This is a genomic window from Xanthomonas sp. NCPPB 3005 (assembly GCF_041228095.2).
GTDB classification, from domain to species: Bacteria; Pseudomonadota; Gammaproteobacteria; order Xanthomonadales; family Xanthomonadaceae; genus Xanthomonas_A; species Xanthomonas_A bonasiae.
This window is the reverse complement of sequence record NZ_CP166096.2, coordinates 2,612,622-2,639,530: the sequence shown is the minus strand read 5'-3', so window position 1 is coordinate 2,639,530 and position 26,909 is coordinate 2,612,622. Positions and strand designations below refer to the sequence as shown.

Annotated in this window: 19 protein-coding genes; 6 read left to right on the top strand and 13 right to left on the bottom strand. The window is 67.6% G+C overall.

Annotated features, from left to right (window positions below):
* Positions 1–22: 22 nt before the first annotated feature.
* The 7 genes from AB8810_RS11495 to AB8810_RS11465 form a co-directional block, all read right to left on the bottom strand.
* Complete coding sequence (locus AB8810_RS11495) at positions 23–1,738, bottom strand: ATP-binding protein (protein ID WP_372530433.1); 1,716 nt, start codon at positions 1,736–1,738, stop codon at positions 23–25.
* Complete coding sequence (locus AB8810_RS11490; protein ID WP_206256995.1) at positions 1,725–3,251, bottom strand: ATPase domain-containing protein; 1,527 nt, start codon at positions 3,249–3,251, stop codon at positions 1,725–1,727. Before AB8810_RS11490 ends, AB8810_RS11495 begins: the two co-directional genes overlap by 14 nt.
* Before the next feature lie 386 nt (positions 3,252–3,637).
* Positions 3,638–3,991, bottom strand: a complete 354-nt coding sequence (locus tag AB8810_RS11485) for a response regulator (protein WP_372530432.1) — start codon at positions 3,989–3,991, stop codon at positions 3,638–3,640.
* A 2-nt stretch (positions 3,992–3,993) separates the two neighbouring features.
* Positions 3,994–5,115: a PAS domain-containing sensor histidine kinase gene (locus AB8810_RS11480; RefSeq protein WP_179564898.1), complete on the bottom strand. Its 1,122-nt coding sequence runs from the start codon at positions 5,113–5,115 to the stop codon at positions 3,994–3,996.
* Between the two features lie 270 nt (positions 5,116–5,385).
* Positions 5,386–6,771: a glycoside hydrolase family 43 protein gene (locus AB8810_RS11475; RefSeq protein WP_372530431.1), complete on the bottom strand. Its 1,386-nt coding sequence runs from the start codon at positions 6,769–6,771 to the stop codon at positions 5,386–5,388.
* 35 nt (positions 6,772–6,806) lie between these two features.
* Positions 6,807–9,734 carry a TIM-barrel domain-containing protein gene (locus tag AB8810_RS11470; protein ID WP_372530430.1) on the bottom strand — a complete coding sequence of 976 codons (2,928 nt, stop codon included), beginning with the start codon at positions 9,732–9,734 and terminating at the stop codon, positions 6,807–6,809.
* A gap of 220 nt (positions 9,735–9,954) precedes the next feature.
* Entirely contained in the window at positions 9,955–11,421 is a 1,467-nt protein-coding gene (locus AB8810_RS11465; protein WP_372530429.1) for an efflux transporter outer membrane subunit, read from the bottom strand.
* Positions 11,422–11,507: 86 nt separating this feature from the next.
* Between AB8810_RS11465 and AB8810_RS11460 the strand changes: the two genes are divergently transcribed.
* The 3 genes from AB8810_RS11460 to AB8810_RS11450 all read left to right on the top strand — a co-directional run bounded on the left by AB8810_RS11460 (position 11,508) and on the right by AB8810_RS11450 (position 16,370).
* On the top strand, positions 11,508–12,125 hold the full coding sequence (locus AB8810_RS11460) for a TetR/AcrR family transcriptional regulator (RefSeq protein ID WP_372530428.1): 618 nt from the start codon (positions 11,508–11,510) through the stop codon (positions 12,123–12,125).
* 76 nt (positions 12,126–12,201) lie between these two features.
* On the top strand, positions 12,202–13,308 hold the full coding sequence (locus AB8810_RS11455) for an efflux RND transporter periplasmic adaptor subunit (protein WP_372530427.1): 1,107 nt from the start codon (positions 12,202–12,204) through the stop codon (positions 13,306–13,308).
* Positions 13,305–16,370: an efflux RND transporter permease subunit gene (locus AB8810_RS11450; protein WP_372530426.1), complete on the top strand. Its 3,066-nt coding sequence runs from the start codon at positions 13,305–13,307 to the stop codon at positions 16,368–16,370. Before AB8810_RS11455 ends, AB8810_RS11450 begins: the two co-directional genes overlap by 4 nt.
* On the opposite strand, the gene AB8810_RS11445 is transcribed toward AB8810_RS11450, so the two are convergent.
* Positions 16,348–16,734, bottom strand: coding sequence for a hypothetical protein (locus AB8810_RS11445; protein WP_372530425.1), 387 nt, complete (start codon positions 16,732–16,734; stop codon positions 16,348–16,350). The genes AB8810_RS11450 and AB8810_RS11445 overlap by 23 nt on opposite strands.
* Positions 16,735–16,872: 138 nt before the next feature.
* Here AB8810_RS11445 and AB8810_RS11440 point away from each other — a divergent pair, with 138 nt between their 5' ends.
* Positions 16,873–17,340, top strand: coding sequence for a PaaI family thioesterase (locus AB8810_RS11440; RefSeq protein ID WP_179564907.1), 468 nt, complete (start codon positions 16,873–16,875; stop codon positions 17,338–17,340).
* A gap of 287 nt (positions 17,341–17,627) precedes the next feature.
* Here the strand turns inward: AB8810_RS11440 and guaA are convergent, their stop codons facing one another.
* From guaA to folD, 3 genes are all read right to left on the bottom strand, one after another.
* Positions 17,628–19,193 (bottom strand): glutamine-hydrolyzing GMP synthase, encoded by a 1,566-nt coding sequence (guaA, locus tag AB8810_RS11435; RefSeq protein ID WP_372530424.1) that lies wholly within the window; start codon positions 19,191–19,193, stop codon positions 17,628–17,630.
* A gap of 130 nt (positions 19,194–19,323) precedes the next feature.
* Entirely contained in the window at positions 19,324–20,781 is a 1,458-nt protein-coding gene (gene guaB / locus AB8810_RS11430; protein WP_179564911.1) for an IMP dehydrogenase, read from the bottom strand.
* A gap of 219 nt (positions 20,782–21,000) precedes the next feature.
* Entirely contained in the window at positions 21,001–21,906 is a 906-nt protein-coding gene (gene folD, locus AB8810_RS11425; RefSeq protein ID WP_372530423.1) for a bifunctional methylenetetrahydrofolate dehydrogenase/methenyltetrahydrofolate cyclohydrolase FolD, read from the bottom strand.
* A 51-nt stretch (positions 21,907–21,957) separates the two neighbouring features.
* On the opposite strand from folD, the gene AB8810_RS11420 reads away from it, so the two are divergent.
* Both AB8810_RS11420 and AB8810_RS11415 read left to right on the top strand, forming a co-directional pair.
* Positions 21,958–22,254: a DUF1244 domain-containing protein gene (locus AB8810_RS11420; protein ID WP_179564915.1), complete on the top strand. Its 297-nt coding sequence runs from the start codon at positions 21,958–21,960 to the stop codon at positions 22,252–22,254.
* Positions 22,255–23,028, top strand: a complete 774-nt coding sequence (locus AB8810_RS11415; protein WP_191824139.1) for an alpha/beta hydrolase — start codon at positions 22,255–22,257, stop codon at positions 23,026–23,028.
* 119 nt (positions 23,029–23,147) lie between these two features.
* On the opposite strand, the gene AB8810_RS11410 is transcribed toward AB8810_RS11415, so the two are convergent.
* Together AB8810_RS11410 and moeB are read right to left on the bottom strand one after the other, a co-directional pair.
* Complete coding sequence (locus tag AB8810_RS11410; protein WP_369916564.1) at positions 23,148–24,998, bottom strand: monovalent cation:proton antiporter-2 (CPA2) family protein; 1,851 nt, start codon at positions 24,996–24,998, stop codon at positions 23,148–23,150.
* 300 nt (positions 24,999–25,298) lie between these two features.
* A complete protein-coding gene (moeB, locus tag AB8810_RS11405) occupies positions 25,299–26,435 on the bottom strand; it encodes a molybdopterin-synthase adenylyltransferase MoeB (RefSeq protein WP_191824138.1) in 1,137 nt (378 codons plus the stop codon).
* Between the last annotated feature and the right edge of the window lie 474 nt (positions 26,436–26,909).

The following is a 26,909-nucleotide window of genomic DNA, read 5'->3' as shown; positions in this document are numbered from 1 at the left end:
GCCGGGCCAACGATGCCTGCGCTTACGAATACAGGGGCGCCGCTTCCGGTTTGTCCTGGGCGCCGGGATTGGCGCGCACCTGCTGCAACGCGGTGGCCAGTTCGTCCAGCCGGTAGGGCTTGGACAGGATCTGCACGCCCTGCGCCTCGGCCGCGGATTTCGCCGCTTCCGCGTAGCCGCTGGTGAGCAGGATCGGCAATTCCTGGCGCCGCAGGCGGATCTCGTGGACCAGCTCCAGGCCGTTCATGCCGCCAGGCATCATGATGTCGGAGAACACGATGTCCACCACGCGCTCGTTGGCCAACGCACCCAGCGCGGCAGCGGCGCTGGCCACGCGGGTGACCTGGTAGCCGAGCTGGCGCAGCATTTCGCCGACCAGGGCGGCGACTTCGTCGTCGTCCTCGACCAGCAGCACGTAACCGGCGTCGCCCGGGGCGCGACGCGCCACTTGTTGCAGGTCCACCAGATGCCGTTCGTCCGGCGCCGGCGCGCGGAACGAGCGCGGCAGCAGCAGATGGATCGCGGTGCCCTGCCCGGGTTCGCTGTCGATGTCGATGGAGCCGCCGGATTGCTGCACGAACCCGTGCACCTGCGCCAGACCCAGGCCCGAGCCCTTGCCGATGTCCTTGGTGGTGTAGAACGGTTCGAACACCCGCGCCTTCACTTCCGGCGCCATGCCGACGCCGGTATCGACGATCGACAGGCGGATGAAGTCCGGATCGGTCTTGCCCGCGCCGGGCACGTTCTGCGCCCGCACCACGATCGTGCCGCCATTGGGCATCGCATCGCGCGCGTTGACCGCCAGATTGAGCACCACCAGTTCCAGCTCGCCCGGATCCACTTCGATCGGCCACAGGCCGTCGGCGAAATCGAAATCCACGTGCACGTCGCCGCGCAGGCTGCGGTCCAGCAGTTCGCGCATGCCGCCGATCTGCCGGGTCAGGTCGACCGGCTCCGGCTTGAGCTCCTGCCGCCGCGAGAACGCCAGCAACTGCCGGGTCAGCCCGGCGCCGCGCTGCGCGGCCTTCTGCATGCCATCCATCAGCCGCTTGCGCACGGCCGGATCGGCCTGGGTGTCGAGCATCGCCAGGCCGCCGGAGATCACCATCAGCAAATTGTTGAAATCGTGCGCGACGCCACCGGTCAATTGCCCGATGGCCTCGATCTTCTGCGCATGGCGCAGGGTTTCCTCGACCCGCGCGCGCTCATCCATCTGCGTGCGCAGGAGGCGATTGGCCTGCTCCAGCTCGCGCGTGCGCGCCACCACCTGCGCCTCCAGCTTCTGCGCCGCCGACGCCTGTTCCCGCAACAGCGAGCGCACTTCGTATTGACGGGTACGGGCGCGCAGCGCGGCCTTGATGGTGCTGGTCAAGGTGATCGCCTGCACCGGCCGCTCGAGCAGGGCGACGTTGCGCAGCGAGGCCACCAGCTTGCGCCGCCAGGTCACCACGGACGGTTGTTCCTGATGGCTGGTCAGCACCACGAACGGCAGATCAGACCATGGCGGCTGCGCGTCGGCCCAGGCGAACAGCGCGCTCGCATCCTTGCCGAACAGGCCTTCTTCGGCGATGAACACTGCAGCGGCACCGATGTTCAGTTCGCGCACCACGCTGTCCAGGTCGGCGCAGTTGCATGCCACCACGCCGCCACGCCGCAGCAGTTCTACCGACGCATTGCCATCGCGCCCGATCGGAGCGTAGACCAGGACCCGGCTTTCGATGGCGTCACTGCTGCTCATGCGCAGCGGAATCCATGAACGGCAGATCGTTTCCGCCGTAGCGCGGCGTGCCGCTGAAGATCGCGCTGAACTGCTTGATCGGCGAGCCGATATCCAGGCCGTTGCCGCTGAGCCGGAACTCGCGGATGGTGGTCTCGTGGCTGCCGCTGCGTTTCTTCACTACCGACAGCGCCCGGCGCACCGTGCCGTCCACTTCGAAATAGCGCAGCATCAGCACCGAATCGCTCAGGTAGCTGAGGTCCAGCGGGGTTTCCATCGGCCCGACCAGTCCGTGCTGCGCCAGGACCAGGATGGTCAGCACGCCCTGCTGGCCCAGATAGCTGAGCAGTTCGTGCATCTGCAGGATCAGGAAGCGTTCGTCCGGCATCGCGTTGAGATAGCCGTTGAGGCTGTCGATGACGATCACCCGCGCGCCGTCCACTTCCACGCTGCGGCGCACGTTGGCCGCGAACTGGCCGGGCGACATCTCCGCCGGATCGATCTGCTGGAAACGGATCAGGCCGTTGTCGAGCTTTTCGTCGAGCGGCAAGCCCAGCCTGCGAGCGCGCGCCTCGACGGTGCTGCGCCCCTCGTCGAAGGCGAAGAACACGCTGTGTTCGCCACGCTGGGCCGCGGCGATGGCATAGGTCAACGCCAGCGAGGACTTGCCCACGCCAGCCGCGCCCAACAGCAAGGCGTTGGTGCCGCGCTCCAGTCCGCCGCCGAGCAGCCGGTCCAGCTCGGCGTTGCCGCTGGGAGCGACCTCCTCGATATGGTGGTGCTTGTATTCCCCCGCGATCAGGCGCGGGTAGATTTCCAGCCCGCCCTTCTCGATGGTGAAGTCGTGATAGCCGCCGCGGAACTGGATGCCGCGCATCTTGACCACGCGCAGGCGCCGGCGTTCGGCGCCGTAGTCGATGGCCAGCTGTTCCAGCAACACCACGCCATGGGTGATGGAGTGCAACTGCAGATCGTTTTCCTGCGAGGACAGGTCGTCGAGCAGGATCACCGTGCATTGCCGGCTGGCGAAGAAATGCTTCAGCGCCAACACCTGGCGGCGATAGCGCAGCGGGCTCTGCGCGAGCAGGCGCAGTTCGGAGAGACTGTCCAGCACCACCCGCGTGGGATTGAGCTGTTCGACCTTGTCGAAGATCAGCTTGGTGGTCTCGGTCAGCTCCATTTCCGCAGGATGGAACACGGTGAGTTCGCGTTCCGGATCCAGCACGATCTCCGGCGGCACCAGTTCGAACACGTCGACCTGATTCATGCTCCAGCCGTGGCGGGCAGCCACCAGATGCAGTTCGCGCTGGGTCTCGGACAAGGTGATGTACAGCACGCGCTCGCCATGCCGGGCGCCTTCCAGCAGGAACTGCAAGGCGATCGTGGTCTTGCCGGTGCCTGGGCGGCCTTCGTAGAGATAGAGGCGGTTGGGGTCGACGCCACCGCCGAGGATATTGTCCAGGCCCGCACTGCCGGTCGAGATGCGCGGCAGGTCGTCGCCGTGCGCGTGATCGGGTTGCCGGTGGGGGGTCATAGGGGTCCTTGAAGGTTGCGTGTGGATCGAACGTAATGTGTTGCAGCTGTCTTGCTAAGGACCGCGCGCAGCAACTCGCATCAGCAGTCTCCCTTTCGCCAGCACGCCTTGCATGGATGCCGCGACCGGCGCCTGCTCACCTGGGCGTGCCGCAACGCTCACGGTTCAGTGACGCCAAAACACACTACGTTCGGCAAAGTGATGTTGTTGTGTAGGCACAGCCTGCGTCCTGCGGGGCGGAGAAACGGGTCGCGAACATCGTCGAGCGACGGCCAGGCCCAATACCACGAACGCCTCGCCCGATCCCGAAACCGTCCCGCCCGAGCCGGTTGGTGGCTCGCCAAGACCCGAGAAGCCCGGCGTGCGCGGCCCCGGGCTGGCGGCGTTCATGCGTGGCCTTCTGGATCCAGCGTCCCCAGCAGTTCGTGCATGCGATACGGCTTGGACAGGAAACGCGCCGTGGGCGGCAAGGGCGGCAACTGCGACAGCGCATAGCCGGACAGCAGGATCGCCACGCAGGCCGGATTCATCGCCTGCGCGGTGCGCACGACCTCGATGCCGCTGACGCCGCCAGGCATGCTGATGTCGCTGATCACGCAGTCGAACCGCCCACTGGCCAGTTCCGCCTGCGCCTGGATGCCGTTGACCGCTTCGAGGACGTCGAACCCGGCATCCTTCAGGGCGAGGACCGTCACCATCCGCAGCAGCGCATCGTCCTCGACATAGAGGATCCTTCTCATGGTCATGGCGTCATCGCAACCGGAATGTACATGGTGACCAGGGTTCCCTGCCCCTGCCCGCTGTCGATGGTCGCGAACCCGCCGGACTGGCCGGCGAAGCCGAACACCTGGCTCAATCCCAGGCCGCTGCCATTGCCGACATCCTTGGTGGTGAAGAACGGCTCCATGGCGCGCAGCCGCACCTCCTCGGACATGCCCGGGCCGTCGTCCTGCACCGCCACGCACACGTAGTCGTGATCGGGCCTGGCTTCCGCGTGCAGGGACAGGCCGGAGCGGCACAGCCGCGTGGAGATCACGATCCGGCCCTGCCGCACCGCGTCGCGCGCGTTCGCGACCAGATTCATCAGCGCCGCTTCGAACTGGCTGGCGTCGACCACGACCGGCGGCAACGCATCGGCGAACGCGAACTCGCAGGTCATGGCATCGCCGGCCACGCGCCGGTACAGCTCGGCGGCCCCGACGATCAGCGCATTGACGTCGTTGGGTTCGGGGACCAGGTCCTGCCCGCGGGCGAAGGCCAGCATCTGCTGCGACAACCTGCTGCCCCGCTCCGCCGCATCGGTCGCCGCCCCGATCAGCAGTTTGCTGCGCGCGTCGTGTTGGGTCTTGGCCAGCAGGTCCAGGCTGCCGACGATGACCGCCAGCAGATTGTTGAAATCGTGGGCGATGCCCAGCGTCAGGCGGCCGATGGCCTGCACCTTCTGCGCCTGCGCCAGGGCGCGTTCGGCCTTGCGCAGGTCTTCCGCGGCATTGAACTGCTCGGTGACATCGCGGGTGACCTTGGCATAGCCGACCAGCGCGCCATCCTTCCAGACCGGATCGATGACCACGCTGGCACGGAACTGCGAACCGTCCTTCCGCACCCGCCAGCCTTCGGCCTCGTAGCGGCCTTCGCGCCTGGCCGCGTCCAGCCCCTTGCGCGGCAGGCCGGCGGCGGCGTCCTGCGGCGTGTAGAACCTGGAAAAGTGCTGGCCAACGATCTCGGCTTCCTCGTAGCCCTTAATGTGGCGGCCGCCGGTGTTCCAGCTGAGGATGAAGCCTTCCGGGTCGAGCATGTAGATCGCGTAGTCAGTCACGCTCTGCAGGAGCAGACGGTCTGCTTCGGTTGCGAGCGGAGTGCGCATTCAAGCCAGGTGAGGCGGTGAAGTCGGCCAAAAATAGCCAGCCAATTGTTAGTTTTTTGTGGACTGCGCGGCCCTCTCGCTGCGTGGCGCCGCGCACCTCGCTGCGGCCTGCAGTTAAGTAGTTGCGCGACCCACACGGCCAGGCTCCGGTGACGCCCGGTCCGGACGTCCGCGCCCGGCGGCCGCTGGCAACTGCGACTGCTGCGCGCGCGTCCAGTCGGATAGCGAATGCCGCAGACCGTCCAACGCCGGTGCCGCCCTGGGCGGGCTTCAACGCGCGAAACGCCAATCGTCGAAATCGAACAGCGACGGCTCCGCTCCGCCTTTGAACAGCATGTACAGATCGTGCGTGCCGACAGCGCCGGACACGGACGCCGTGCGTTCCTGCCACAGACCCACGGCATCGTTCGCGCCAACCTGCAGCGTGCCGATCAGCGGACCGTCCACGCCGTCGAGCCGCAGTTCGATCGACGCTGGCGCAACCGCGTTGGCCACGCTGGCGACAAAGCGCTTGGCGCCCAGCGTGCCGAAGTCGACGCCGGCGACCTTGATGTAGCTGCGGTCGGCGATGCGGGTGACATACACGCCGCTGCGCGCCTCACCGGCGGTGCTGACACCCGGCGCCCAGTCGTACGGCCGGTCGCGGTCGCGCTTGAGCCGCGACGTCCACGCGATCGTCTCGGCCTCCACCCGCGTGTACGGATCGACGGTGCCGAGCTGCGCCACCCCTTTGCGGTCCCACCACGGCTGCTTGGGAATGGTGCCGTCGGGCCGGTACTGGAACCTGGTGACGGTGACCGAGCGGCGTTCGTGATGGATCGGCGTCGTTTCGAAGTTGAGCCAGTAGTTGAAGCCGAACAGATAGGAGCCGCCCTTGTAGTCGACGATGCCGGGATGGTTGCCGGTGGAGCCCTGGTTCGGATCCATGATCTTGCCCTTGTGCACCCACGGACCGGTCGGGCCGTCGCTCATCGCATAGCCGATCCCTTCCGGACAACAGGTCGATGCGTAGGCCATGTAGTAGCGGCCGCCGCGCTTGTAGAACCACGGCCCCTCCTGATAGTCCGCCGGCTTGCTCTGCACTTTGGTGATCGGGCCGGAGTAAGACACCATGTCGGGGTTGAGCCTGACGTACCACAGGTCCGGGTTGCCCCAGTACAGGTAGGCCTGGCCGTCGTCGTCGATCCACACGGTCGGGTCGAAGAAGCCCTCCGCCGGCGCGATCAGCGGCTTGCCCAGCGCATCGCGGAATGGCCCATCGGGCGTGTCGGCCACGGCGACCGCGATGACGTTCTTGGGCGAACCGGCCACGCTGATCGGCACATAGAGATAGAACCTGCCGCCGCGCGCGACCACCTGCGGCGCCCAGGCATCGTTGCTCTGCACCGCCCACGGAAAGGTCTTGAGCGAGGCGACCACGCCGCGGTCGGTCCAGTTGACCAGATCGGTGGACCGGTACAGCCGCCAGTCGAGCATCTTGAAGCCGGCGGCATCGTCCTCGTCATGGCTGGTGTAGAGATACAGGACGCCGTCGTGGACCAGCGGCGCCGGATCCGCGGTAAACCGCGTCTGCACGATGGGATTGTCGGCGCGCGCTGCAGCGAGCGGCAGGCCGACGGCGAGGACCAGCGCGGCGAAAATGGCAGGCTTCGACAAGGCTGTACTCCTGCGGACAACGACGACGCGGGATTTCAGAACCGGACCGTGACAGGTTTTCCGGTATAGGAAATACGCTTGGTGACCGGCGCCGGCTCCATGCCGCCGCCGGTGGCGCCATCCACGAGCACGACGTCGAGCTCGCGCTGCGCGGTCATGCCGGGAAAGCCGCCTCGCCGCGGGCCGATGCGCAGCGTTCTGGCCGCATCGTTCCAGACCAGCTCGTAGGTGGCATAGGCGCCCTTTTCATAGGCATAGGTCTCGTTGTCGTCCTCGTACAGGGTGAAGCGCGCGTTCGCGCCCGGATAGACGTGGACTTCGTAGGGCGCCTGCGGCGCCTGCGTGGCGTATTGCACCTGCGGCCCCATCGGCACGATCGATCCGGCCCGCACGTAGAGCGGCAGCAGATCCAGCGGCGCGCGCCGGACGACGTGGCGGCCGCCATCGAAGCGCTGGTTGGTCCAGAAGTCGTACCAGTCCGCGCCCTTGGGCAGATAGGTGTCGACATTGTCGTCGAGGGCGGCGCGCGGCGCGCTGAGCGCCTGCCGCTCGCTCGGCGTTCTCCACGCCAGGCGCAGCATGCGCTCGGCATCGCCCTGGTAGTACTCGAGCCCGAGCTTGACGACCTGGCCCTTGCGCAGCGCGACCGTCGTCGCCTTGTACCGCGCAGCGCCGGCGTCCCAGTCCTGCACGACGGTCTTGCCGTCGAGCATCAGCCGGAAGCCGTCGTCGCCCTCGACCCCGATCTCGTATTCCCCTTCTTCAGGCGCGGTCAGCGTGCCCTGCCAACGTGCGGAGAAGTGCATCAGGCCGGAAAGGCCAGCCGGCACCTCGGCCAGCGGCGGATCGGGCCAGGTGTGGTCCACCTTCGGATCGACGAAGCGGCTCCTGGGCGTCTGGAAATGCTCGCCTTCGAAATACTGGCCGGCCAGGCCCGGCTTCCCGTCCGGCGTGCGCAGCACCTCGCCCGGGATGGTCGTCGCCGGCGGCGGTTCGACGTGGTACATCGCCCGCGTCACCGGATGGACGAGGAACGCGTTGCCGAACATGAAGGTATCGTCGATGGCGTCGATGGCGCGATCGTCGGGGAAATCCATCATCAGCGGCCGCATCAGCGTGTAGCCGTCCGCGGTCACCTTCCAGCTGAGGCTGTAGATGTAGGGCAGCATGCGATAGCGCAGCTGCGTGCTCTTGAGCAGCGAGGCATAGACCGCCGGGTCCATCGACTTGAACCGGTACGGCTCGCGCTCGACGTTGGTGCCGTGGATCCGCATGAGCGGATTGAACGCCGAGAACTGCAGCCAGCGCGCATAGAGTTCGCGCCAGGCCGGATTGTTTTCGCCGCCGGGGAAATCGGCGACGAAGAAGCCGCCCGTGTCCTGGGTCCAGTAGGGATTGCCGGTCACCGTCACATTGACGCCTTCGGTGACCTGCTGTTTCAGCGTCTTCCAACTGGCGTAGATGTCGCCGCTCCAGGACGCCGCGGCAGTGCGCTGCGCGCCCGCCCACGCCGAGCGGGTCAGCGTGAACACGCGCTTGTCGCTGGTGGCGCGCTGCCCGTCGTACGTGCCCTGCGTGGTGAGCAGCGAGTAAGGATGGAGATACCGCGTGAAGTCGCCCAGCGCGTTGGAGCCCAGCGCCTTGGTGTCGCGGATATTGTCCTGCGCGTTCCACATGGCGCTGCTGACTTCGATCTCGGTGCCGTCCATCCACAGCGCATCCACGCCCTTGTCGAGCAGGCCCGACTTGATGTGCTTGAAGTAGATCTGCCGCCCCAGCGGACTGTAGGCGTCGTACACGCGCGCATGCTTGGAGATCCAGTGCAGCGGCGCGAAACGCAACTGGTGCTGGTCCAGTTCGCGGGCCAGCGCGGTATCGTCGCCGACCGATGGCCAGATCGACACCATCAGCTTCATGTGCAGGTCGTGCACCTGGCGCGCCATGCCTGCAGGATCGGGATAGCGGACCGGATCCCAGGTCATGCCGCTCCAGCTGCCGTCCTTGTCCGATCCCCAGTACTGCCAGTCCTGCACGATGTAGTCGAGCGGAAATCCGTCCTTGCGGAAGCTGCGGGCGACGTCGAGCAGCTGCTCCTGGGTCTTGTAGCGTTCCTTGCTCATGAACAGGCCGAACGCCTGCTTGGGATACATCGGTGCCTGCCCGGTCAGCGCCCGGTAGGCCGCGACCACCGCATCCGGGGTATCGCCGCCCATGAAGTAGTAATCGACGCCGCCGGGCGCGCTTTCGGCCCACATCGATGCGCCGTCCGCATCGTCCTTGAAGCGCATCTGCGAGTACGTGTCCCACAGGATCCCGTAGCGGCGCGAGGACATCAGCACGGGGATGACGATGCCCACATTGGTCTGCACCAGCAGCAGTTCCTTGCCGCGCCGATTGCTGCTCTGCTCGCCGAGGAAACCCAGGCCATAGATCGCTTCGTCCGGGCGCAAGGTCAACCTGTTGGCGGCCTCGAACGTCGGCGCGCCCGACACGACCACCTTCTTCAACGTCTGCGGCGCGTCGCTGTTTTCTTCCGTATAGAGCTTGCCCGCAGCGTCGAGGAAACGCACCGCGCCGGTCCTCTTGCTGATTTCAACGCGCAATGCGGCGCTTTTGAGCGTCAGCGTGTCCTCGGTCTCGCCGGTGGCGAAGGCGATGGGTTGCGGCGTGCCGATCACCGCCAGGCTGGGGGCGGTCCAGTAGTTCTCTCCCAGGTTCGCATTCACGCGAACGGTCTGCGGCCCGTAGAAGATCACGTTCTTGGCGATCTGGCCGATGCGGACCTGGACGCCTTGCTGCAGCCGCGTGTACGCGAACGACTCGCCGCGTCCGGCCGCGACAGCGCGCAGGTGTCCGCGCGCATCCAGGCCGGTCTCCGCCGCACTTGCGGCCTGTTTCGTACCGGCAGCGAACGATGCCGGGATGGATGCCGAAAGCCCGAAGGCCAGGAACGCCGCCGCCACAACCCTCTGTCGCCCCATCCGCATGTGCCGCTCCCTCGTCGCCCGTCGCGGGCGCATGGCGTTCGCTTTCCGAAAAAAGTGTACGCCTTGCGCTCGCGCGATCAACCGAAGGTTGCAACTGCATCCATGCGGGCTCGGCATATGGGATCGCATCGGTCTGCGGCGGCACCATGCCTGCGATCTACCCCGACGGCATGACCGTCAAGCAGTCATTCGCGCCTCACGATCCACGAGCCGCCAGCGCGTCGGAAGACAGCGGCTGCCAGCCGCCACCGAGCGCCCGGAACGCGGCGACGGCGGCTCGCGCCGATTCGGTCTGCGCCTGCGCTCTCGCGTCGGACGCGTTCAAGAGCGATTCGTCGGCATGCAGCACGTCGATCAGGCTCGCGGTCCCGCGCTCGTACGCGGTAAACGCCAATCCCCTGGCACGAGTCAGCGATGCCTCGCCCTGCTTCAACAGCGTGGCCTGGTCCCGACGGTTGACCAATGCCGAAAAGGCGTTCTCGACATCCTCGGTCGCGCGCAGCACCGCTTGACGATAGGCGGCCAAGGCCTCGGCATCCTGACCCTTGGCCAGATCGATCTGCGCATTGATACGGCCGAAATCGAAAAGCCGCCAGCGCAGTCCCAACACGCCTGCCGCCTGGCTCGCGCCGCTGGTGAACAGGTTGCCGCTGGATATCGCGGTGGCGCTTCCCAGCAAGCCGCTCAACGAGAACTTCGGGTAATACTCGGCGACCGCCTCGCCGATGCGGGCATTGGCCGCCGCGAGCCGGCGTTCTGCGACGACGAGGTCGGGGCGACGTTGCAGCAGGTCGGCCGGGGAACCCATCCCGGCGATTCCCGGCGTCGCCGGAATCGGTGCGGCGGCTTCGAGTTCGTCCCGATGCGTTCCGGGCGGGACACCCAGCATCACATCCAAGGCGTTCATCGCCGCATCCAGGCCCGTCTGCAGGCTGGGAACCGTCGCCTGCACCTGCGACAGCGTGCCTTCCGTCTGTCGCACTTCGTACTCGGCAGCCAGTCCCTTTTTGTACAGCAGGCCCACTTTCGCCAGCAGGTCCTGCTGGGTCCTGACCTGGCGCCGGGCGATGTCGAGGCGCGTCTGCAGGCCGCGGATGGTGATATAGATGTCGGCGGTCTGTGCGGCTACCGCCAGCCGCACTGCCCCGGCACCGGCTTGCGAGGCTTGATAGTCGGCCAATGCCGCCTCACGACCACGCCGCAGACCGCCGAACACGTCCGCCTCCCAGCCTGCCTCCAGGTCCAACTCGTAGGCGCTTCCCAATCTGTCGTATCCAGGCGCGGCATCGAGCACCTGCCCCAACGGGGTTTCCAGCGACTGGCGCGCGCGCGCCGCCGACCCGCTGACGGCTGCCGACGGCAGCAGGGCCGCGTTGGCCGCGCCGAGCCCGGCGCGTGCCTGGGCGACGCGCGCGGCCGCCTGCGCCAGGTCCAGATTCTGCTCGAGCGCCGACGCCACCAGACGCGTCAGCAGCGGATCGTCGAAGTCTTGCCACCATGCCGCCAGGTCGACCGCAGACGGGCCGCTGGCCTGCCCAGCCTGCGTCTGCCCGATGTAGTGGCTGGACAACGGCGCCTCGGGTCGGCGGTAGTCGGGGCCGACCGCGCAGCCGGCCGTCACGCCAGCGCAGAGCAAAATGACGAGAGAGCGACGGAACTGCATGGCGATCCTGAAAGCCGGCTGATGTGACCATATTACGAAATGGTCACCTTTTGTCAAATCCACGGGCGGCGCGGTACCCTGTGACAATGACCAAGACCCCTTCTCCCGCGCCCCAACCCAGGGGACCTTCGGACCACGATGTCCGAGACCAGATCGTCGAGGCGGCGACCGAATATTTCAGCCTGTACGGCTACGACAAGACGACCGTTTCCGACTTGGCGAAAGCGATCGGCTTTTCCAAGGCCTACATCTACAAGTTCTTCGATTCCAAGCAGGCGATCGGCGAGGTCATCTGCTCCAATCGCCTCAGCGCGATCATGGCGGCGGTTGACGAGGCCGTTGCCGGCGCGCCTTCCGCCCCCGAGCGCTTGAGACGCGTTTTCAAGGCCCTGGTGGAGTCCAGTAGCGAACTGTTCTTCGACGATCGCAAGCTCTACGACATCGCCAGGAACTCGGCCGCCGAATCCTGGCCCTCCGCCCGCGCCTACGAAGAGCACATCAAGGCCCTGGTCCTGCAGATCGTGCGCGACGGTCGCGAAGCCGGCGAATTCGAGCGCAAGACCCCGCTGGACGAGACAGCCGGTGCCATCTACCTGGTCATGCGCCCGTTCATCAATCCGCTGTTGCTGCAGCACAACCTGGACAACACCACCGAGGCGACGGGCCAGTTGTCCGGCCTGATCCTGCGCAGCCTGTCGCCCTGATTCCTTCGTTTGTGACTATTGACCATTTTGGTCACATGTATAGAATGGGCGCCCTATCCCGTCAGGAAGGGTTCCCATGCTTCGGCGCCAGTTTGTTACGTATGCCTTCTGCCTGCTGCCTCTCGTCCTAGCGGCATGCGGTAACGAACATGCCGCCGATCCGCGTACGGAGGTGCCGCTGGTCAGGGTCGCGGCCGTCCACGGCGGTGCCGACGCACCGCGGTCGTTCACCGGAGTCGTCGCGGCTCGAATCCAAAGCGATCTGGCGTTTCGCGTGCCGGGCAAGGTGCTCGAGCGCCTGGTCGATACCGGGCAGACCGTCAAACGCGGCCAGGCGCTCATGCGCATGGACCCGATCGACCTGGGCCTGCAGGCACAGGCGCAGCAGGAAACGGTCGCCGCAGCCCGGGCGCGCGCCACGCAGACCGCCGACGAGGCGGCGCGCTATCGCGACCTGGTTGCCGAAGGGGCCGTCTCGGCATCCGCCTACGATCAGGTCAAGGCCGCCGCCGACACGGCGCGGGCGCAACTCAAGGCGGCCGAGGCGCAAGCCGGCGTCGCCAGGAACGCGTCGGGCTACGCCGTCCTGCTCGCCGACGCCGATGGCGTGATCGTGGACACGCTGGCCGAGCCGGGGCAAGTGGTCGGCGCCGGGCAGCCGGTCATGCGCCTGGCGCATGCGGGCCAGCGCGAAGCCATCGTGCAACTGCCCGAGACGCTGCGGCCGGCTGCGGGTTCGCTGGCGCATGCCAGGCTGTACGGCGATCGCCAGGCCGCGATGCCGGCGACCTTGCGGCAGCTGTCCAATGCGGCTGACCGGCTGACCCGCACCTACGAGGCCAGGTACGTGCTCGACGGCGCGTTGGCCCGCGCGCCGCTGGGCGCCACCGTCACCGTCGAGATCCCGACCGGCACGGACGCCGCCGCTTCGCTACAAGTCCCGATCGGCGCCGTGTTCGATCCGGGCAAGGGCCCGGGCGTGTGGGCCGTCGAGGGCAAGCCTGCCAAGGCTGTCTGGCGCTCGGTCCAGGTGCTTGGCTTGACCGACGAGGTAGCGCAGGTGAAAGGCAATCTCGAGGCTGGCGACCAGGTGGTGTCGCTGGGCGCGCATCTGCTTCGCGAAGGCCAGTTGGTCAGGCCGATCGGCCAGGGCCAGGCGCTGGCCGGCGGAGCGCGTCCATGAGCGAGGGGCGTTTCAATCTGTCGGCGCTGGCGGTGCGCGAGCGTTCGATCACGCTGTTCCTGATCTTCCTGATCTCCGTCGCCGGTGTTCTCGCGTTCTTCCAGCTCGGACGCGCGGAAGATCCGCCGTTCACGATCAAGCAGATGACGGTCGTCACCGCCTGGCCGGGCGCGACCGCGCAGGAGATGCAGGACCAGGTCGCCGAACCGCTGGAAAAACGCCTGCAGGAACTGCGCTGGTACGACCGCGCGGAAACCTATACGCGCCCCGGCCTGGCCTTCACCATGATTTCGCTGCTCGACAGCACCCCGCCTGCGCAGGTGCAGGAGGAGTTCTATCAGGCCCGCAAGAAACTCGGCGACGAGGCCAGGAAGCTGCCGGCCGGCGTCATCGGCCCGATGCTCAACGACGAGTACGCGGACGTGACCTTCGCGCTGTTCGCGCTCAAGGCCAAGGGCGAACCGCAACGGCTGCTGGTGCGCGACGCCGAGGCGCTGCGCCAGCAACTGCTGCACGTTCCGGGCGTGAAGAAGGTCAACATCATCGGCGAGCAGCCCGAGCGCATCTTCGTCTCCTTCTCCCACGACCGCCTGGCCACGCTGGGCGTCGCGCCGCAGGACATCTTCGCCGCGCTCAACAGCCAGAATGTGCTGACCCCCGCCGGCTCCATCGAGACCAAGGGACCGCAGGTGTTCCTGCGCGTCGATGGTGCATTCGACAGCCTGGAGAAGATCCGGCAGACCCCGATCGTCGCGCAGGGACGGACGCTGAAGCTGTCGGATGTGGCGACCGTGGAACGTGGCTACGAGGATCCCGCCACCTTCCTGGTCCGCAACAACGGCGAACCGGCGCTGCTACTGGGCGTGGTGATGCGCGACGACTGGAACGGCCTGGATCTGGGCAAGGCGCTGGAGGCGGAAGTGACCAAGGTCAACGCCGGGCTGCCGCTGGGCATGACGCTGAGCAAGGTGACCGACCAGGCCGTCAACATCGGTTCGGCGGTCGACGAGTTCATGGTCAAGTTCTTCGTCGCCCTGCTGGTGGTGATGGTGGTGTGCTTCGTCAGCATGGGCTGGCGTGTCGGCCTCGTGGTCGCGGCGGCGGTGCCGCTGACGCTGGCGGCGGTGTTCGTGGTCATGGCCGCGAGCGGCAAGAACTTCGACCGCATCACGCTCGGCTCGCTGATCCTGGCGCTGGGCCTGCTGGTGGACGACGCCATCATCGCCATCGAGATGATGGTGGTGAAGATGGAGGAAGGCTACAGCCGCGTCGCCGCCTCGGCCTATGCCTGGAGCCATACGGCGGCGCCCATGCTGTCCGGCACGCTGGTCACGGCCGTGGGCTTCATGCCCAACGGATTCGCGCGCTCCACGGCCGGCGAATACACCAGCAACATGTTCTGGATCGTCGGCATCGCCCTGATCGCATCCTGGGTCGTCGCTGTGGTGTTCACTCCCTACCTGGGCGTGAAGCTGCTGCCGGACATCAAGAAGATCGAAGGCGGCCACGCAGCCATCTACGACACCCGCCACTACAACCGCTTCCGGCAAGTGCTCGGGCGCGTCATCGCGCGCAAATGGCTGGTCGCCGGCACGGTGGCCGGGCTGTTCGCGCTGTCCATCGTCGGCATGGGCGTGGTCAACAAGCAGTTCTTCCCGACCTCCGACCGGCCCGAGGTGCTGGTCGAGGTGCAGATGCCCTACGGCACCTCGATCGAGCAGACCAGTGCGGCGACGGCGAAGGTCGAAGCCTGGCTGGCGAAACAGAAGGAGGCGCGGATCGTGACGTCCTACATCGGCCAGGGCGCGCCACGCTTCTTCCTGGCGATGTCGCCCGAACTGCCCGATCCGTCGTTCGCCAAGATCGTGGTGCTCGCCGGCGACGACAAGGAACGCGAAGCGCTCAAGTTCAGGCTGCGCCGGGCGGTGGCCGACGGCTTGGCGCCGGAGGCGCAGGTGCGCGCCACCCAGATCGTGTTCGGCCCGCCTTCGCCGTTTCCGGTGGCGTATCGCGTCATGGGTCCCGACCCGGACGTGCTGCGCAAGATCGCAGGCGACGTCGCCGATGTCATGCATGCCAGTCCGATGATGCGCACGGTCAACACGGATTGGGGACCGCGCGTCCCCACGCTGCGCTTCACCCTCGACCAGGACCGGCTCCAGGCCGTCGGGCTGACCTCCAGCGCCGTGGCCTCGCAGCTGCAGTTCCTGTTGAGCGGCGTGCCTCTGACCGAGGTGCGCGAGGACATCCGTTCGGTGCAGGTGCTGGGACGCGCAGCCGGCGAGATCCGTTTCGATCCTGCGAAGATCGGCGGCTTCACGCTGGTCGGAGCGGCGGGACAGCGCATTCCGCTGTCCCAGGCCGGCACCGTCGATGTGCGCATGGAGGATCCCATCCTGCGCCGCCGCGATCGCACGCCGACCATCACGGTCCGCGGCGACATCGCCGAAGGCCTGCAGCCCCCGGACGTTTCCACCGCCATCCTGGCCCAGCTGCAGCCGATCATCGGCGCGCTTCTGCCCGGCTACCGGATCGAACAGGCGGGCTCGATCGAGGAGGCCGGCAAGGCCACCAAGGCGATGCTGCCGCTGTTCCCGATCATGGTCGCGCTCACCCTGCTCATCATCATCCTGCAGGTGCGCTCGATCGCGGCCATGGTCATGGTGTTCGCCACCAGTCCGCTCGGCCTGATCGGCGTCGCGCCGACGCTGCTCGTGTTCCAGCAGCCCTTCGGCATCAATGCCCTGGTCGGCCTGATCGCGCTGTCGGGCATCCTGATGCGCAACACGCTGATCCTGATCGGGCAGATCCACCACAACGAACGCGAAGGGCTGAGCCCGTTCGACGCGGTCGTCGAAGCCACGGTGCAGCGGGCGCGGCCTGTGATCCTGACCGCCCTGGCCGCCATCCTGGCATTCATCCCGCTGACCCACTCGGTGTTCTGGGGCACCCTCGCCTACACACTGATCGGCGGCACCTTCGCCGGGACGATCCTGACCCTGGTGTTCCTGCCGGCGATGTATTCCATCTGGTTCCGGATCAGGCCGGGACCTTCGCGCTGATCAAGGCTTCACGAACCGATAGGCGAAGCGATGCCGCAGCCGCGCCCCTGGCCTGGATCAGCGCGGTATGGAGATCGGGGTAGAACAGGTGCAGCCACAGCACATCCGCTGGCTGCATGGTCTCCGGCATCGCCACGAGATCCGCCGAGACGACTTCGACGTTGTCTCGGCCTGGCTCCTTGGCAAGTGTACGTTGCGCTACCCGCCCTGGAGCGGATCGCGGGGCAACCGGATCGACCGCGGACGCTGCTGGCGCCGCGTCAAAAATGATCCAGCCTCCGCTGCTTGTCGCCAGCGCTACCGCCGCCCTGCCCTGCTGAACGGCGATCGGGTCGCGGCTTTTGTATCGACAAATGTCGGCCACGCACCCGGTCAGGACCGCCGCTTGGCACGGCCATATATTATGGTCATCATATAAGCAGCAAAGACGATGCGCCCCGCAGACGTCAATCTTGCTGAAGCCGTCCGCGCCCCTGCGCCGGCCCACATTGGAGAGATGCCAGTGAATCTCGTCGACGAAATTGCCCCCGGCCTTTCCGGGCTTGAGACCCTGCAGGCGCTGATCGCTGCCGGAGGCCGACCGCCGATCGGCGATTCGCTGGACTTCACTTTCGTCGAAGCCGGCGATGGATGGGCGGTCTTCTCAGGCACGCCCGGCGTACACGCCTACAACCCGATCGGCACGGTCCATGGCGGCTATGCCGCGACGCTGCTCGATTCGGCGTGCGGATGCGCCGTGCATTCCAAGTTGTCGGCGGACCAGGCCTACACCACCTTGGAACTGAAGGTTTCGTACCTGCGCCCGATCACCGCCGACACCGGCCCGCTCCGCGCGGAAGGCCGCGTCCTATCCGTCGGCCGCCGTGCCGCCTTTGCCGAGGCGACGCTGAAGGACGCCAACGCGCGCATCTATGCCAGCGCGACCTCGACCCTGCTGGTGATGGAGCGCCCGCAACGGCAGCGCTCCTGACCCGAAGAACACAGCAACCGCAAAGTTCGTCCGGGTACGCCGGAAGATCCGCAGTCGTCTCGCGGCTTCAGAGCCTTGATCGCGGCATCCGGCTGCATTTGCGCGTCGCCTGCAAAAGTACCGGAATACGATCTTGAGTGAGTCTTGGCAGGAAATGACCGTCTTCAGACACTCATGTCGAGGAAACCGTCAAGAGCTCACCTCTCCTGACGGCACTTCCGATTTTGCGGCGGGTCAATATGGGCGAGGTCCGTCGCGCAGGTCGGATACGCCCGGATCGGCAAAAATCACTCCCACTCGATCGTCGCCGGCGGCTTGCCGGAGATGTCGTAGACCACGCGCGAGACGCCGCGCAGTTCGTTGATGATGCGGTTGGACACGGTGCCGAGGAAGTCGTACGGCAGGTGCGCCCAGTGCGCGGTCATGAAGTCGATGGTCTCCACCGCGCGCAGCGCGATCACCCATTCGTAGGCGCGCGCGTCGCCGACCACGCCCACCGACTTGACCGGCAGGAACACCGCGAACGCCTGGCTGGTGGTGTCGTACAGGTCGGCCTTGCGCAGCTCTTCGATGAAGATCGCATCGGCCTTGGCCAGCAGCTCGGCGTACTCGCGCTTCACTTCGCCGAGGATGCGCACGCCCAGCCCGGGACCCGGGAACGGATGGCGGTAGACCATGCTGCGCGGCAGGCCGAGTTCCACGCCCAGGCGCCGCACCTCGTCCTTGAACAGTTCGCGCAGCGGCTCGACCAGGCCCAGCTTCATGTGCTCGGGCAGGCCGCCGACATTGTGGTGGCTCTTGATCACGTGCGCCTTGCCGGTCTTGCTGCCGGCCGACTCGATCACGTCCGGATAGATCGTGCCCTGCGCCAGCCACTTGGCGTTGGCCAGCTTGTTCGACTCCTCGTCGAAGATCTCCACGAACAGGTTGCCGATGATCTTGCGCTTGGCTTCCGGGTCGCTGACCCCGGCCAGCGCGTCGAAATAACGGTCGGCGGCGTTGACCCGGATCACCTTGACGCCCATGTGCTCGGCGAACATCGCCATCACCTGGTCGCCTTCCTGCCAGCGCAGCAGGCCGGTATCGACGAACACGCAGGTCAGCTTGTCGCCGATCGCCTTGTGCAGCAGCGCGGCGACCACCGACGAATCGACGCCGCCGGACAGGCCCAGGATCACCTCGTCGTCGCCGACCTGGGCGCGCACGCGCGCGATCTGGTCGTCGATGATGTTGGCCGCGGTCCACAGGGTCTCGCAGCCGCAGACGTCGACCACGAAGCGGCGCAACAGGGTCTGGCCCTGCAGCGTGTGGGTGACTTCCGGATGGAACTGCACGCCGTACCAGCGCTTGGCGGCGTTGGCCATCGCCGCGACCGGGATGCGGTCGGTGACGGCGGTGACGGTGAAACCCGGCGGCACCTTGGAGACGTGGTCGCCGTGGCTCATCCACACGTTCAAACGCGCCGCGCCGGGATGGTCGCTGAGGCCGGAGAACAGCGCGTCGGGCGCGACCACCTCCACTTCCGCATGGCCGAACTCGCGCTGGTCGGCGGCCTCGGTGGCGCCACCCAGCTGCGCGGCCAGGGTCTGCATGCCGTAGCAGATCCCGAACACCGGCAGGCCGCTGTCGAACACTTCCTGCGGCGCGACCGGCGCGCCCGGCAGCGTGGTCGACTCGGGGCCGCCGGACAGGATGATGCCCTTGGCGCCGAAGCCGGCGATCTCGGCCGGATCGTGGTCCCAGGCCCAGATCTCGCAGTAGACCCCCAGTTCGCGGATACGGCGCGCGATCAGCTGCGTGTACTGCGCGCCGAAATCGAGGATGAGGATCTTGTCGCTGTGGATGTTGGTCATTGGGGCCGGGATTGGGGATGCGGGATTGGGGATTCGCAACAGCGGGATGGCGGCGATGTGCACTGCCGGTGGAGACGCGGCGGGCTACTACGAATCCCCAATCCCGAATCCCCAATCCCGCGCATGGGCATCAGCCCATGCGGTAGTTCGGCGGTTCCTTGGTGATCTGCACGTCGTGGACGTGGCTCTCGCGCTGGCCGGCACCGGTGATGGTGACGAACTTCGGCTTGGTGCGCATTTCCTCGATCGTCGCGCAGCCCACGTAACCCATCGTGGCGCGCAGGCCGCCGATCAGCTGGTGGATGATGCCGCTGAGCGGACCGCGGTACGGCACGCGGCCTTCGATGCCTTCCGGCACCAGCTTGTCGGCGTCGGAGGCGTCCTGGAAATACCGGTCCTTGCTGCCCTTCTCCATCGCGCCCAGGCTGCCCATGCCGCGGTAGCTCTTGTAGCTGCGGCCCTGGAACAGTTCGACCTCGCCCGGGGCTTCCTCGGTGCCGGCGAACAGACCGCCGACCATCACCGTGGAGGCGCCGGCGACCAGCGCCTTGCCGATGTCGCCGGAATAGCGGATGCCGCCGTCGGCGATCAGCGGGATGCGGTCCTGCAGCGCCTCGGCGACCATGTCCACCGCGGTGATCTGCGGCACGCCGACACCGGCGACCACGCGCGTGGTGCAGATCGAGCCGGGACCCACGCCGACCTTGACCGCGTCGGCGCCGGCGTCCATCAGCGCCAGCGCGGCATCGCCGGTGACGATGTTGCCGCCGATCACCTGCAGCTGCGGATAGGTCTTCTTGACCCAGGCCACGCGGTCGATCACGCCCTGCGAGTGGCCGTGCGCGGTATCGACGATGACCACGTCCACGCCCGCCGCGGCCAGCAGTTCGATGCGCTGCTCGGTGTCGCCACCGACGCCGACCGCCGCACCGACCAGCAGGCGCGTGGCCGCGTCCTTGGCGGCGTTGGGGTTGTCGGTCTTCTTCTGGATGTCCTTGACCGTGATCAGGCCGCGCAGCTCGAAGCTGTCGTTGACCACCAGGATCTTCTCGATGCGGTTGCGATGCAGCAGCTGCAGCACTTCCTCGTCGCTGGCGCCTTCGCGCACGGTGATCAGCCGATCCTTCTTGGTCATGATGTGACGGACCGGATCGTCGAGCTTCTTCTCGAAGCGCATGTCGCGGCTGGTGACGATGCCGACCAGTTCGCTGCCGTCGACCACCGGCACGCCGGAGATGTTGCGCGCGCGGGTCAGTTTCAGCACTTCGCCGATGGTCGTTTCCGGACCGACGGTGAACGGCTCGGTGATCACCCCTGCTTCGAACTTCTTGACCTTGGCCACTTCGGCCGCCTGCTGCGCCGGGGTCAGGTTCTTGTGGATGATGCCGATGCCGCCGAGCTGGGCCATGGCCACCGCGAGGCGGTGTTCGGTCACCGTGTCCATCGCCGCCGACAGGATCGGCAATTTCAGGCGCAGGTCGCGGGTCAGCCGGGTTTCCAGGCTGACGTCCTTCGGCAGGACGATCGAATGGGCGGGGACGAGCGAAACGTCGTCGTACGTTAAAGCTTCAGCCTGGATGCGCAGCATCGGCGGACCCGAATGTGGGGAAGCGCGGCATTTTAACGCATTTGGGGCCGGGATTGGAGATTTGGGATTCGGGATTCGCAACGGCGAAGCCCTCCGCAGCCGGCCGTTTGCATGATTGCCTGGACGCCAACAGCCGGCCGACCTCGGAGGCAACCGCGATCGACCGACGCACGCGCTTTGCCGTTGCCTTTAACGAATCCCGAATCCCGAATCCCGGCTTTACACAGCCGAATGGCTGGTCATGCCGGCCGCATCAGCGGCCTCGATCGTGTTCTGCATCAGCGTGGCCACGGTCATCGGCCCGACTCCACCCGGCACCGGGGTGATCCAGCTGGCGCGTTGCGCGGCCGCGTCGAAGCCGACGTCGCCGACCAGGCGGCCGTCGTCGAGGCGGTTGATGCCGACGTCGATCACCACCGCGCCGGGCTTGACCCATTCGCCGGGGATCAGGCCGGGACGGCCCACCGCCACCACCAGGATGTCGGCATCGCGCACGCGCGCCTGCAGCACGTCCGGCGGGGTGAACTTGTGGCAGCAGCTGACCGTGCAGCCGGCGATCAGCAGTTCCAGCGCCATCGGCCGACCGACATGGTTGCTGACTCCGACGATGGTGGCGTTGCGGCCGCGCACCGGCTGGTCGGTATGCCCGAGCAGGGTGACGATGCCGCGCGGGGTACACGGGCGCAGGCCGAATTCGCGCAGCGCCAGGTGGCCGACGTTCTCCGGATGGAAACCGTCCACATCCTTGCGCGGATCGATGCGATGGATCAGCCGGCTGGCATCGGGAATGCCCGGCAGCGGCAGCTGCACCAGGATGCCGTGCACCTTGGGGTCGGCATTGAGGCGGTCGATCAGCGCCAGCAGGTCGGCTTCGCCGGTACCGGCCGGCAGGTCGTAGTCGAACGCCTCGATGCCGACCTTTTCCGCCGCGCGGCGCTTGTTGCGCACGTACACCGTGGACGCCGGATCGCCGCCGACCAGCACCACCGCCAGGCCCGGCCGCGGCTGTCCGGCCGCCAGCCGCGCATCGACCCGCAGCTTGAGCTGGTCGAGCAGTTCGTCGGCGATGCGCCGCCCGTCGAGGATGCGGGCCGGAACGGAGGAGACGGGCGCGGAATCGGTCATCGAGGCGAGCGGGTGTAGAGTCTGGGGACCCCTATTGTCCCCGATTCCGCCATGACCGACACCACCCGCATCGAGGCCGCCGCGTTCCGGCGGCTGCTGCAGCACCTCAACCAGGACCGCAGCGACGTACAGAACATCGATCTGATGATCCTGGCCGGCTTCTGCCGCAACTGCCTGGCCGACTGGTACCGCGAGGCGGCCGCCGCCGAAGGCGAGACGCTGAGCAAGGATCAGGCGCGCGAACGCGTCTACGGCATGCCGTTCGCCGACTGGAAGGCGCAGTTCCAGGCCGAGGCCACGCCGGAACAACTGGCGGCCTTCGCCGACGCGCAGCGCCGGCACGGATAGATGCTGCGCCACCTGGGCATCGTCGCGGCGATCGCGGTCGTCGCCTATCTGGTGGTCTGCGCCCTGCTCTACCTGGGCCAGCGCGAGCTGCTGTATTTCCCGCAGGCGACCCGGGTGGCCGCGGCGCAGACCGATTTCGTCCTGCAGCGCAGCCCGGTGCTGCGCCTGCGCGGCTGGCGGGTCAATCCCGGCCGCGACAAGGTGTTGCTGTACTTCGGCGGCAACGCCGAGGACCTGCGCCAGGCGCGCGCGCAGCTGGCGCCGCTGCTGCCCGACTACAGCGTGTACCTGCTGGCCTACCGCGGCTACGGCGCCAGCGACGGCACGCCGAACGAGGCGGCGCTGATCGGCGACGCGCTGGCGCTGTACGACCACGTGCGCGCCGCGCAGCCGCAGGCCGAGATCGCGGTGCTCGGACGCAGCCTGGGCAGCGGCGTCGCCAGCCAGCTGGCGGCGCGGCGGCCGCTGGCGCGGCTGGTGCTGGTCACCCCGTTCGACAGCCTGGCCTCGGCCGCGCAGGCGCATTACCCGTGGGCGCCGGTGCGCTGGCTGCTGCGCGACCGCTACGACTCGGCCAGCGCGCTGCGCGCCTACCGCGGGCCGTTGCTGGTGCTGCGCGCCGGCCGCGACCAGGTGGTGCCGGCGTCGAGCACGCAGCGGCTGCTCGATTCCCTGGCGCAGACACCCAGCGTGGTCGCGATGCCGCGCGCCGGACACGACGACATCAGCGCCGATCCGCGTTATGCGCAGGCGTTGCGCGCATTTCTGCGCTGAGGCGTTTCAGCTAGGACATTCGCAGTCCGCAGCCACTGTAGGAGCGGCTTCAGCCGCGACCAGGCATCACCGGTGATGCCCGGTCGCGGCTGAAGCCGCTCCTACAGGGCGGCGGTGCCTTAGTCGTTGCGGCGCTCGTCCACTGCCTCCGCCGCCGGCACCGCTTCGGGATTGAGCGTGCGGCTCTCGCGCCGCGGCGGAGTGAACGGGGTCGGCTTGGGCACCGCCGGGGCGATGTTGCCGTACATCAGGCCGCTGCCGGCGCGCACGTCGCCTGCGGCGATCTCCAGTTCCAGGCGCTCGGCGTCGCGGCGGCGGATCTCGCGGGCGATGCTCGCGGCCTCGTCCTCGGCCATGCCCAGTTCGATCAGCGCGGCCTGGCCGAATTCCACCGCCGACTCGAAGGTCTCGCGGATCTGGTAGTCCACGCCGGCGGCGATCAGCTTCAGCGAATGCTCGCGGTCGTAGGAGCGCACCAGCAGCTTGGCGTGCGGAAATTCCTGCGTGGCCAGCTCGACGATGCGGTTGGCGGCCTCGCGGTTGTCGATGCACACCGCGATGGCGCGCACGCTGTGCGCGCCGGAGGCATGCAGCACGTCCAGGCGGGTGCCGTCGCCGTAGTAGATCTTGAAGCCGAATTCGGCCGCGCTCTGGATCATCTCGATGTCGTTGTCGATGATGGTCACGTCCACGTCGCGCGCCAGCAGCGACTGGCTGGCGACCTGGCCGAAACGGCCGAAGCCGATGATCAGCACGCTGCCGGTGAGCCCGTCGGCCGCCTCCACGCCGTCCAGCGACGGCGCTTCCACCGGCGCCCAGCGCCGGTACAGCAGCACGAACAGCGGGGTCAGCGCCATCGACAGCACCACGATCGCGGTCAGGTTGGCGTTGACCTGCGCATCGATGACCCCGGCCGCACCGGCGGCGGCGAACAGCACGAACGCGAACTCGCCGCCCTGCGCCATCAGCACGCCGCGGTCCAGCGCCTGCGCGTGGCCGCTGCCGGTGAGCCGCGCGACCAGGTAGATGCACGCGGCCTTGGCCGCCATGAACGCAAGCACGCCGCTGAGGATCAGCATCCAGTTCGCCGCCACCACTGCCAGGTTCAGGGCCATGCCCACGCCGAGGAAGAACAACCCCAGCAGGATGCCGCGGAACGGCTCGATGTCGGCCTCGATCTGGTGGCGGAAGGTGGATTCGGACAGCAGCACCCCGGCCAGGAACGCGCCCATCGCCATCGACAGCCCACCGAGCTGCATCAGCAATGCCGCACCCAGGACGACCAGCAGCGCAGCGGCGGTCATCACTTCGCGCGCCTTGGCCGCGGCCAGCAACCGGAACAGCGGATTCAGCAGCCAACGCCCGGCCACCAGCAGGCCGACGATCGCCGCCGCGCCGATGCCGATGCCGATCCAGCGCGAGGGCGCATCGGCGGCGACCGGCACCGGCGCCATCCATGCCACCACGGCCAGCAACGGCACGATCAGCAGGTCTTCGAACAACAGGATCGCGACGATCTTCTGTCCCGCCGGCAAGGCGATGTCGCCGCGCTCGCCGAGCAATTGCATCACCACCGCGGTGGAGGTGAGCACGAAACCGGACGCGGCGATGAACGCCACCGGCAAGGACAGCCCCAACGCCAGCCCCACCCCGGTCAGCACCGTCGCGCACACCACGATCTGCGCCGTGCCCAGGCCGAAGATCTGCTTGCGCAGGCTCCACAGGTGCGAGGGCCGCATTTCCAGCCCGATCACGAACAGGAACATCACCACGCCCAGTTCGGCCACATGCAGGATCGCCTGCGGATCGGCGAACCAGCCGAATCCGAACGGCCCGATCGCCAGGCCCGCGGCCAGATAGCCGAGCACCGAGCCCAGGCCCAGGCGGCGGAACACCGGTACCGCCACCACCGCGGCGCCGAGCAACGCCACCACCTTGATCAATTCACTGCTGTCGGCTGCACTGGTCATGCGCCGATTCTACCCACAAGGCCGGGGCGACCCCATGCACCGGTGTGCGGCATGGCGACGAAGCACGACGGCGCATGCATGCAGTGCCGTAGCGCTTTACGCATCACGCATGGAGAGACGCCGCGCCGTCAAAGACGGCAGCGATCGCCCGTTCCTTCTCCCGCCGGGACCATGGCCCCCTTCTCGGGGGAAGGTGCCCCGCAGGGGCGGATGAGGGGACGGGCGAAGCCTGGCGATCGAACAGCGCGAGCGCTTCGCTCCGGACCCTCACCCCACCCCCTCTCCCGAGGGGAGAGGGGCTTACTCCGCGCCACAGAACTTCGCGTAGTCGATATAGCCGGGAAACGCGAGCCCGGGCGCGCATACCGGGCACTGCGGATCGGCGGCCAGGCGGGTTTCGCGGAAACGCATCGCCAGCGCGTCGAAGTACAGCAGGCGTCCGCGCAGCGGCTCGCCGATCTCCAGCAGCAGCTTCAGCACCTCGTTGGCCTGCAGCAGGCCGACGATGCCGGGCAGCACGCCGAGCACGCCGGCCTCGGCGCAACTGGGCGCGAACTCCGGCGGCGGCGGCTCCGGGAACAGGCAGCGGTAACACGGCGCCTGCCCGCGCCGGCGGCCGGCGTCGAACACGCTGACCTGGCCCTCGAAGCGCTGCACCGCGCCGTACACCAGCGGCTTGCCCAGCTTCACGCAGGCGTCGTTGAGCAGGTAGCGGGCAGGGAAATTGTCCGAACCGTCGAGCACCACGTCCACGTCCTGCAACAGGCGTTCGACATTGGCCGAGGTCACCCGTTCGCGTACCGGCTCGACCTGCACGCCCGGATTCAGCGCGGCCAGCGCCGCGGCCGCCGACGCCACCTTGGGCTGCCCGACCCGCGCTTCGGTATGCAGGATCTGCCGCTGCAGGTTGCTGCGATCGACCACATCGTCGTCGGCGATGCGCAGCTGGCCGACCCCGGCCGCGGCCAGGTAGAAGCCGGCCGGCGAACCCAGCCCGCCGGCGCCGACCAGCAGCACGCGCGCCGCCTGCAGCCGCCGCTGGCCGTCGATGCCGACTTCGGGCAGGCGCAGGTGGCGCGAATAGCGCTCGAAGAAATCCTGCTGCTCCGGCGCCAGCGCCGGCCGCTGCAGCGGCAATCCGTCGCGCTGCCAGCGCGTGGTGCCACCCAGCACCGACGCGACCGCGGCATAACCGGCCTGCTGCAGGAACAGCGCAGCCTCGTGCGAGCGCTTGCCGCTCTGGCAGATCAGGATCGTCTCGGCGTCGGCCGCGCCGACATGCGTGGCCGGGTCGTCCTGCAACTGCGCGCGGGCCACACCGAGCGCGCCCTCGGCCATGCCGGCGGCGCGTTCGTGTTCCTCGCGCACATCGATCAGTCGCGCGCCCTGGGCCACACGCTCGCGGGCTTGCTGCGGGGTCAGTTCTCGAATGCTCATGCGCGCATTATCGGCGCAAACTTGCAGCGCGTCCTTCGCGCGGGGGGCGGTGTGCGGTTCCCGAGTCGGCAGCGTCGGATCCGGCATCTTCGACGCATCGCCGACGCCTGCATCCGGCGGAGGGAACGCTATTCAAGCATGGTCGCCGCGGTGGCCAGGACGGTGGATCGGCGCATCGAGGAAATACTCCCCGAACCAGGCCCGTGACTGGCTGCCCACACACTCCCCGGAGACGAGTTCGCGATCGCCACGCAGTCCTGAGCGCTCGCCGGTTGCCGCGCGCATCGCGCGACGTGACGGGCGCCAGTGCGGAACGCAGGCCGGCTTCCGGCGATCGAGAACACCTTGACCTGCGGCGGCCGCCGCCGACGGCGGCGCGTGCAACCAGGCCGCAACCTGGGTCGAGCTGCTCCAGCCGTACGGTCTGTGCGGTCCGACCCGCATGAACGTTCGCGCGACCTGTGTGCGGACGCG

Coding starts and splice junctions, on each gene's coding strand:
- AB8810_RS11495 (WP_372530433.1), bottom strand. CDS start 1,738: ATGAGCAGCAGTGACGCCATCGAAAGCCGGGTCCTGGTCTACGCTCCG.
- AB8810_RS11490 (WP_206256995.1), bottom strand. CDS start 3,251: ATGACCCCCCACCGGCAACCCGATCACGCGCACGGCGACGACCTGCCG.
- AB8810_RS11485 (WP_372530432.1), bottom strand. CDS start 3,991: ATGAGAAGGATCCTCTATGTCGAGGACGATGCGCTGCTGCGGATGGTG.
- AB8810_RS11480 (WP_179564898.1), bottom strand. CDS start 5,115: ATGCGCACTCCGCTCGCAACCGAAGCAGACCGTCTGCTCCTGCAGAGC.
- AB8810_RS11465 (WP_372530429.1), bottom strand. CDS start 11,421: ATGCAGTTCCGTCGCTCTCTCGTCATTTTGCTCTGCGCTGGCGTGACG.
- AB8810_RS11460 (WP_372530428.1), top strand. CDS start 11,508: ATGACCAAGACCCCTTCTCCCGCGCCCCAACCCAGGGGACCTTCGGAC.
- AB8810_RS11455 (WP_372530427.1), top strand. CDS start 12,202: ATGCTTCGGCGCCAGTTTGTTACGTATGCCTTCTGCCTGCTGCCTCTC.
- AB8810_RS11450 (WP_372530426.1), top strand. CDS start 13,305: ATGAGCGAGGGGCGTTTCAATCTGTCGGCGCTGGCGGTGCGCGAGCGT.
- guaA (WP_372530424.1), bottom strand. CDS start 19,193: ATGACCAACATCCACAGCGACAAGATCCTCATCCTCGATTTCGGCGCG.
- guaB (WP_179564911.1), bottom strand. CDS start 20,781: ATGCTGCGCATCCAGGCTGAAGCTTTAACGTACGACGACGTTTCGCTC.
- folD (WP_372530423.1), bottom strand. CDS start 21,906: ATGACCGATTCCGCGCCCGTCTCCTCCGTTCCGGCCCGCATCCTCGAC.
- AB8810_RS11420 (WP_179564915.1), top strand. CDS start 21,958: ATGACCGACACCACCCGCATCGAGGCCGCCGCGTTCCGGCGGCTGCTG.
- AB8810_RS11415 (WP_191824139.1), top strand. CDS start 22,255: ATGCTGCGCCACCTGGGCATCGTCGCGGCGATCGCGGTCGTCGCCTAT.
- AB8810_RS11410 (WP_369916564.1), bottom strand. CDS start 24,998: ATGACCAGTGCAGCCGACAGCAGTGAATTGATCAAGGTGGTGGCGTTG.
- moeB (WP_191824138.1), bottom strand. CDS start 26,435: ATGAGCATTCGAGAACTGACCCCGCAGCAAGCCCGCGAGCGTGTGGCC.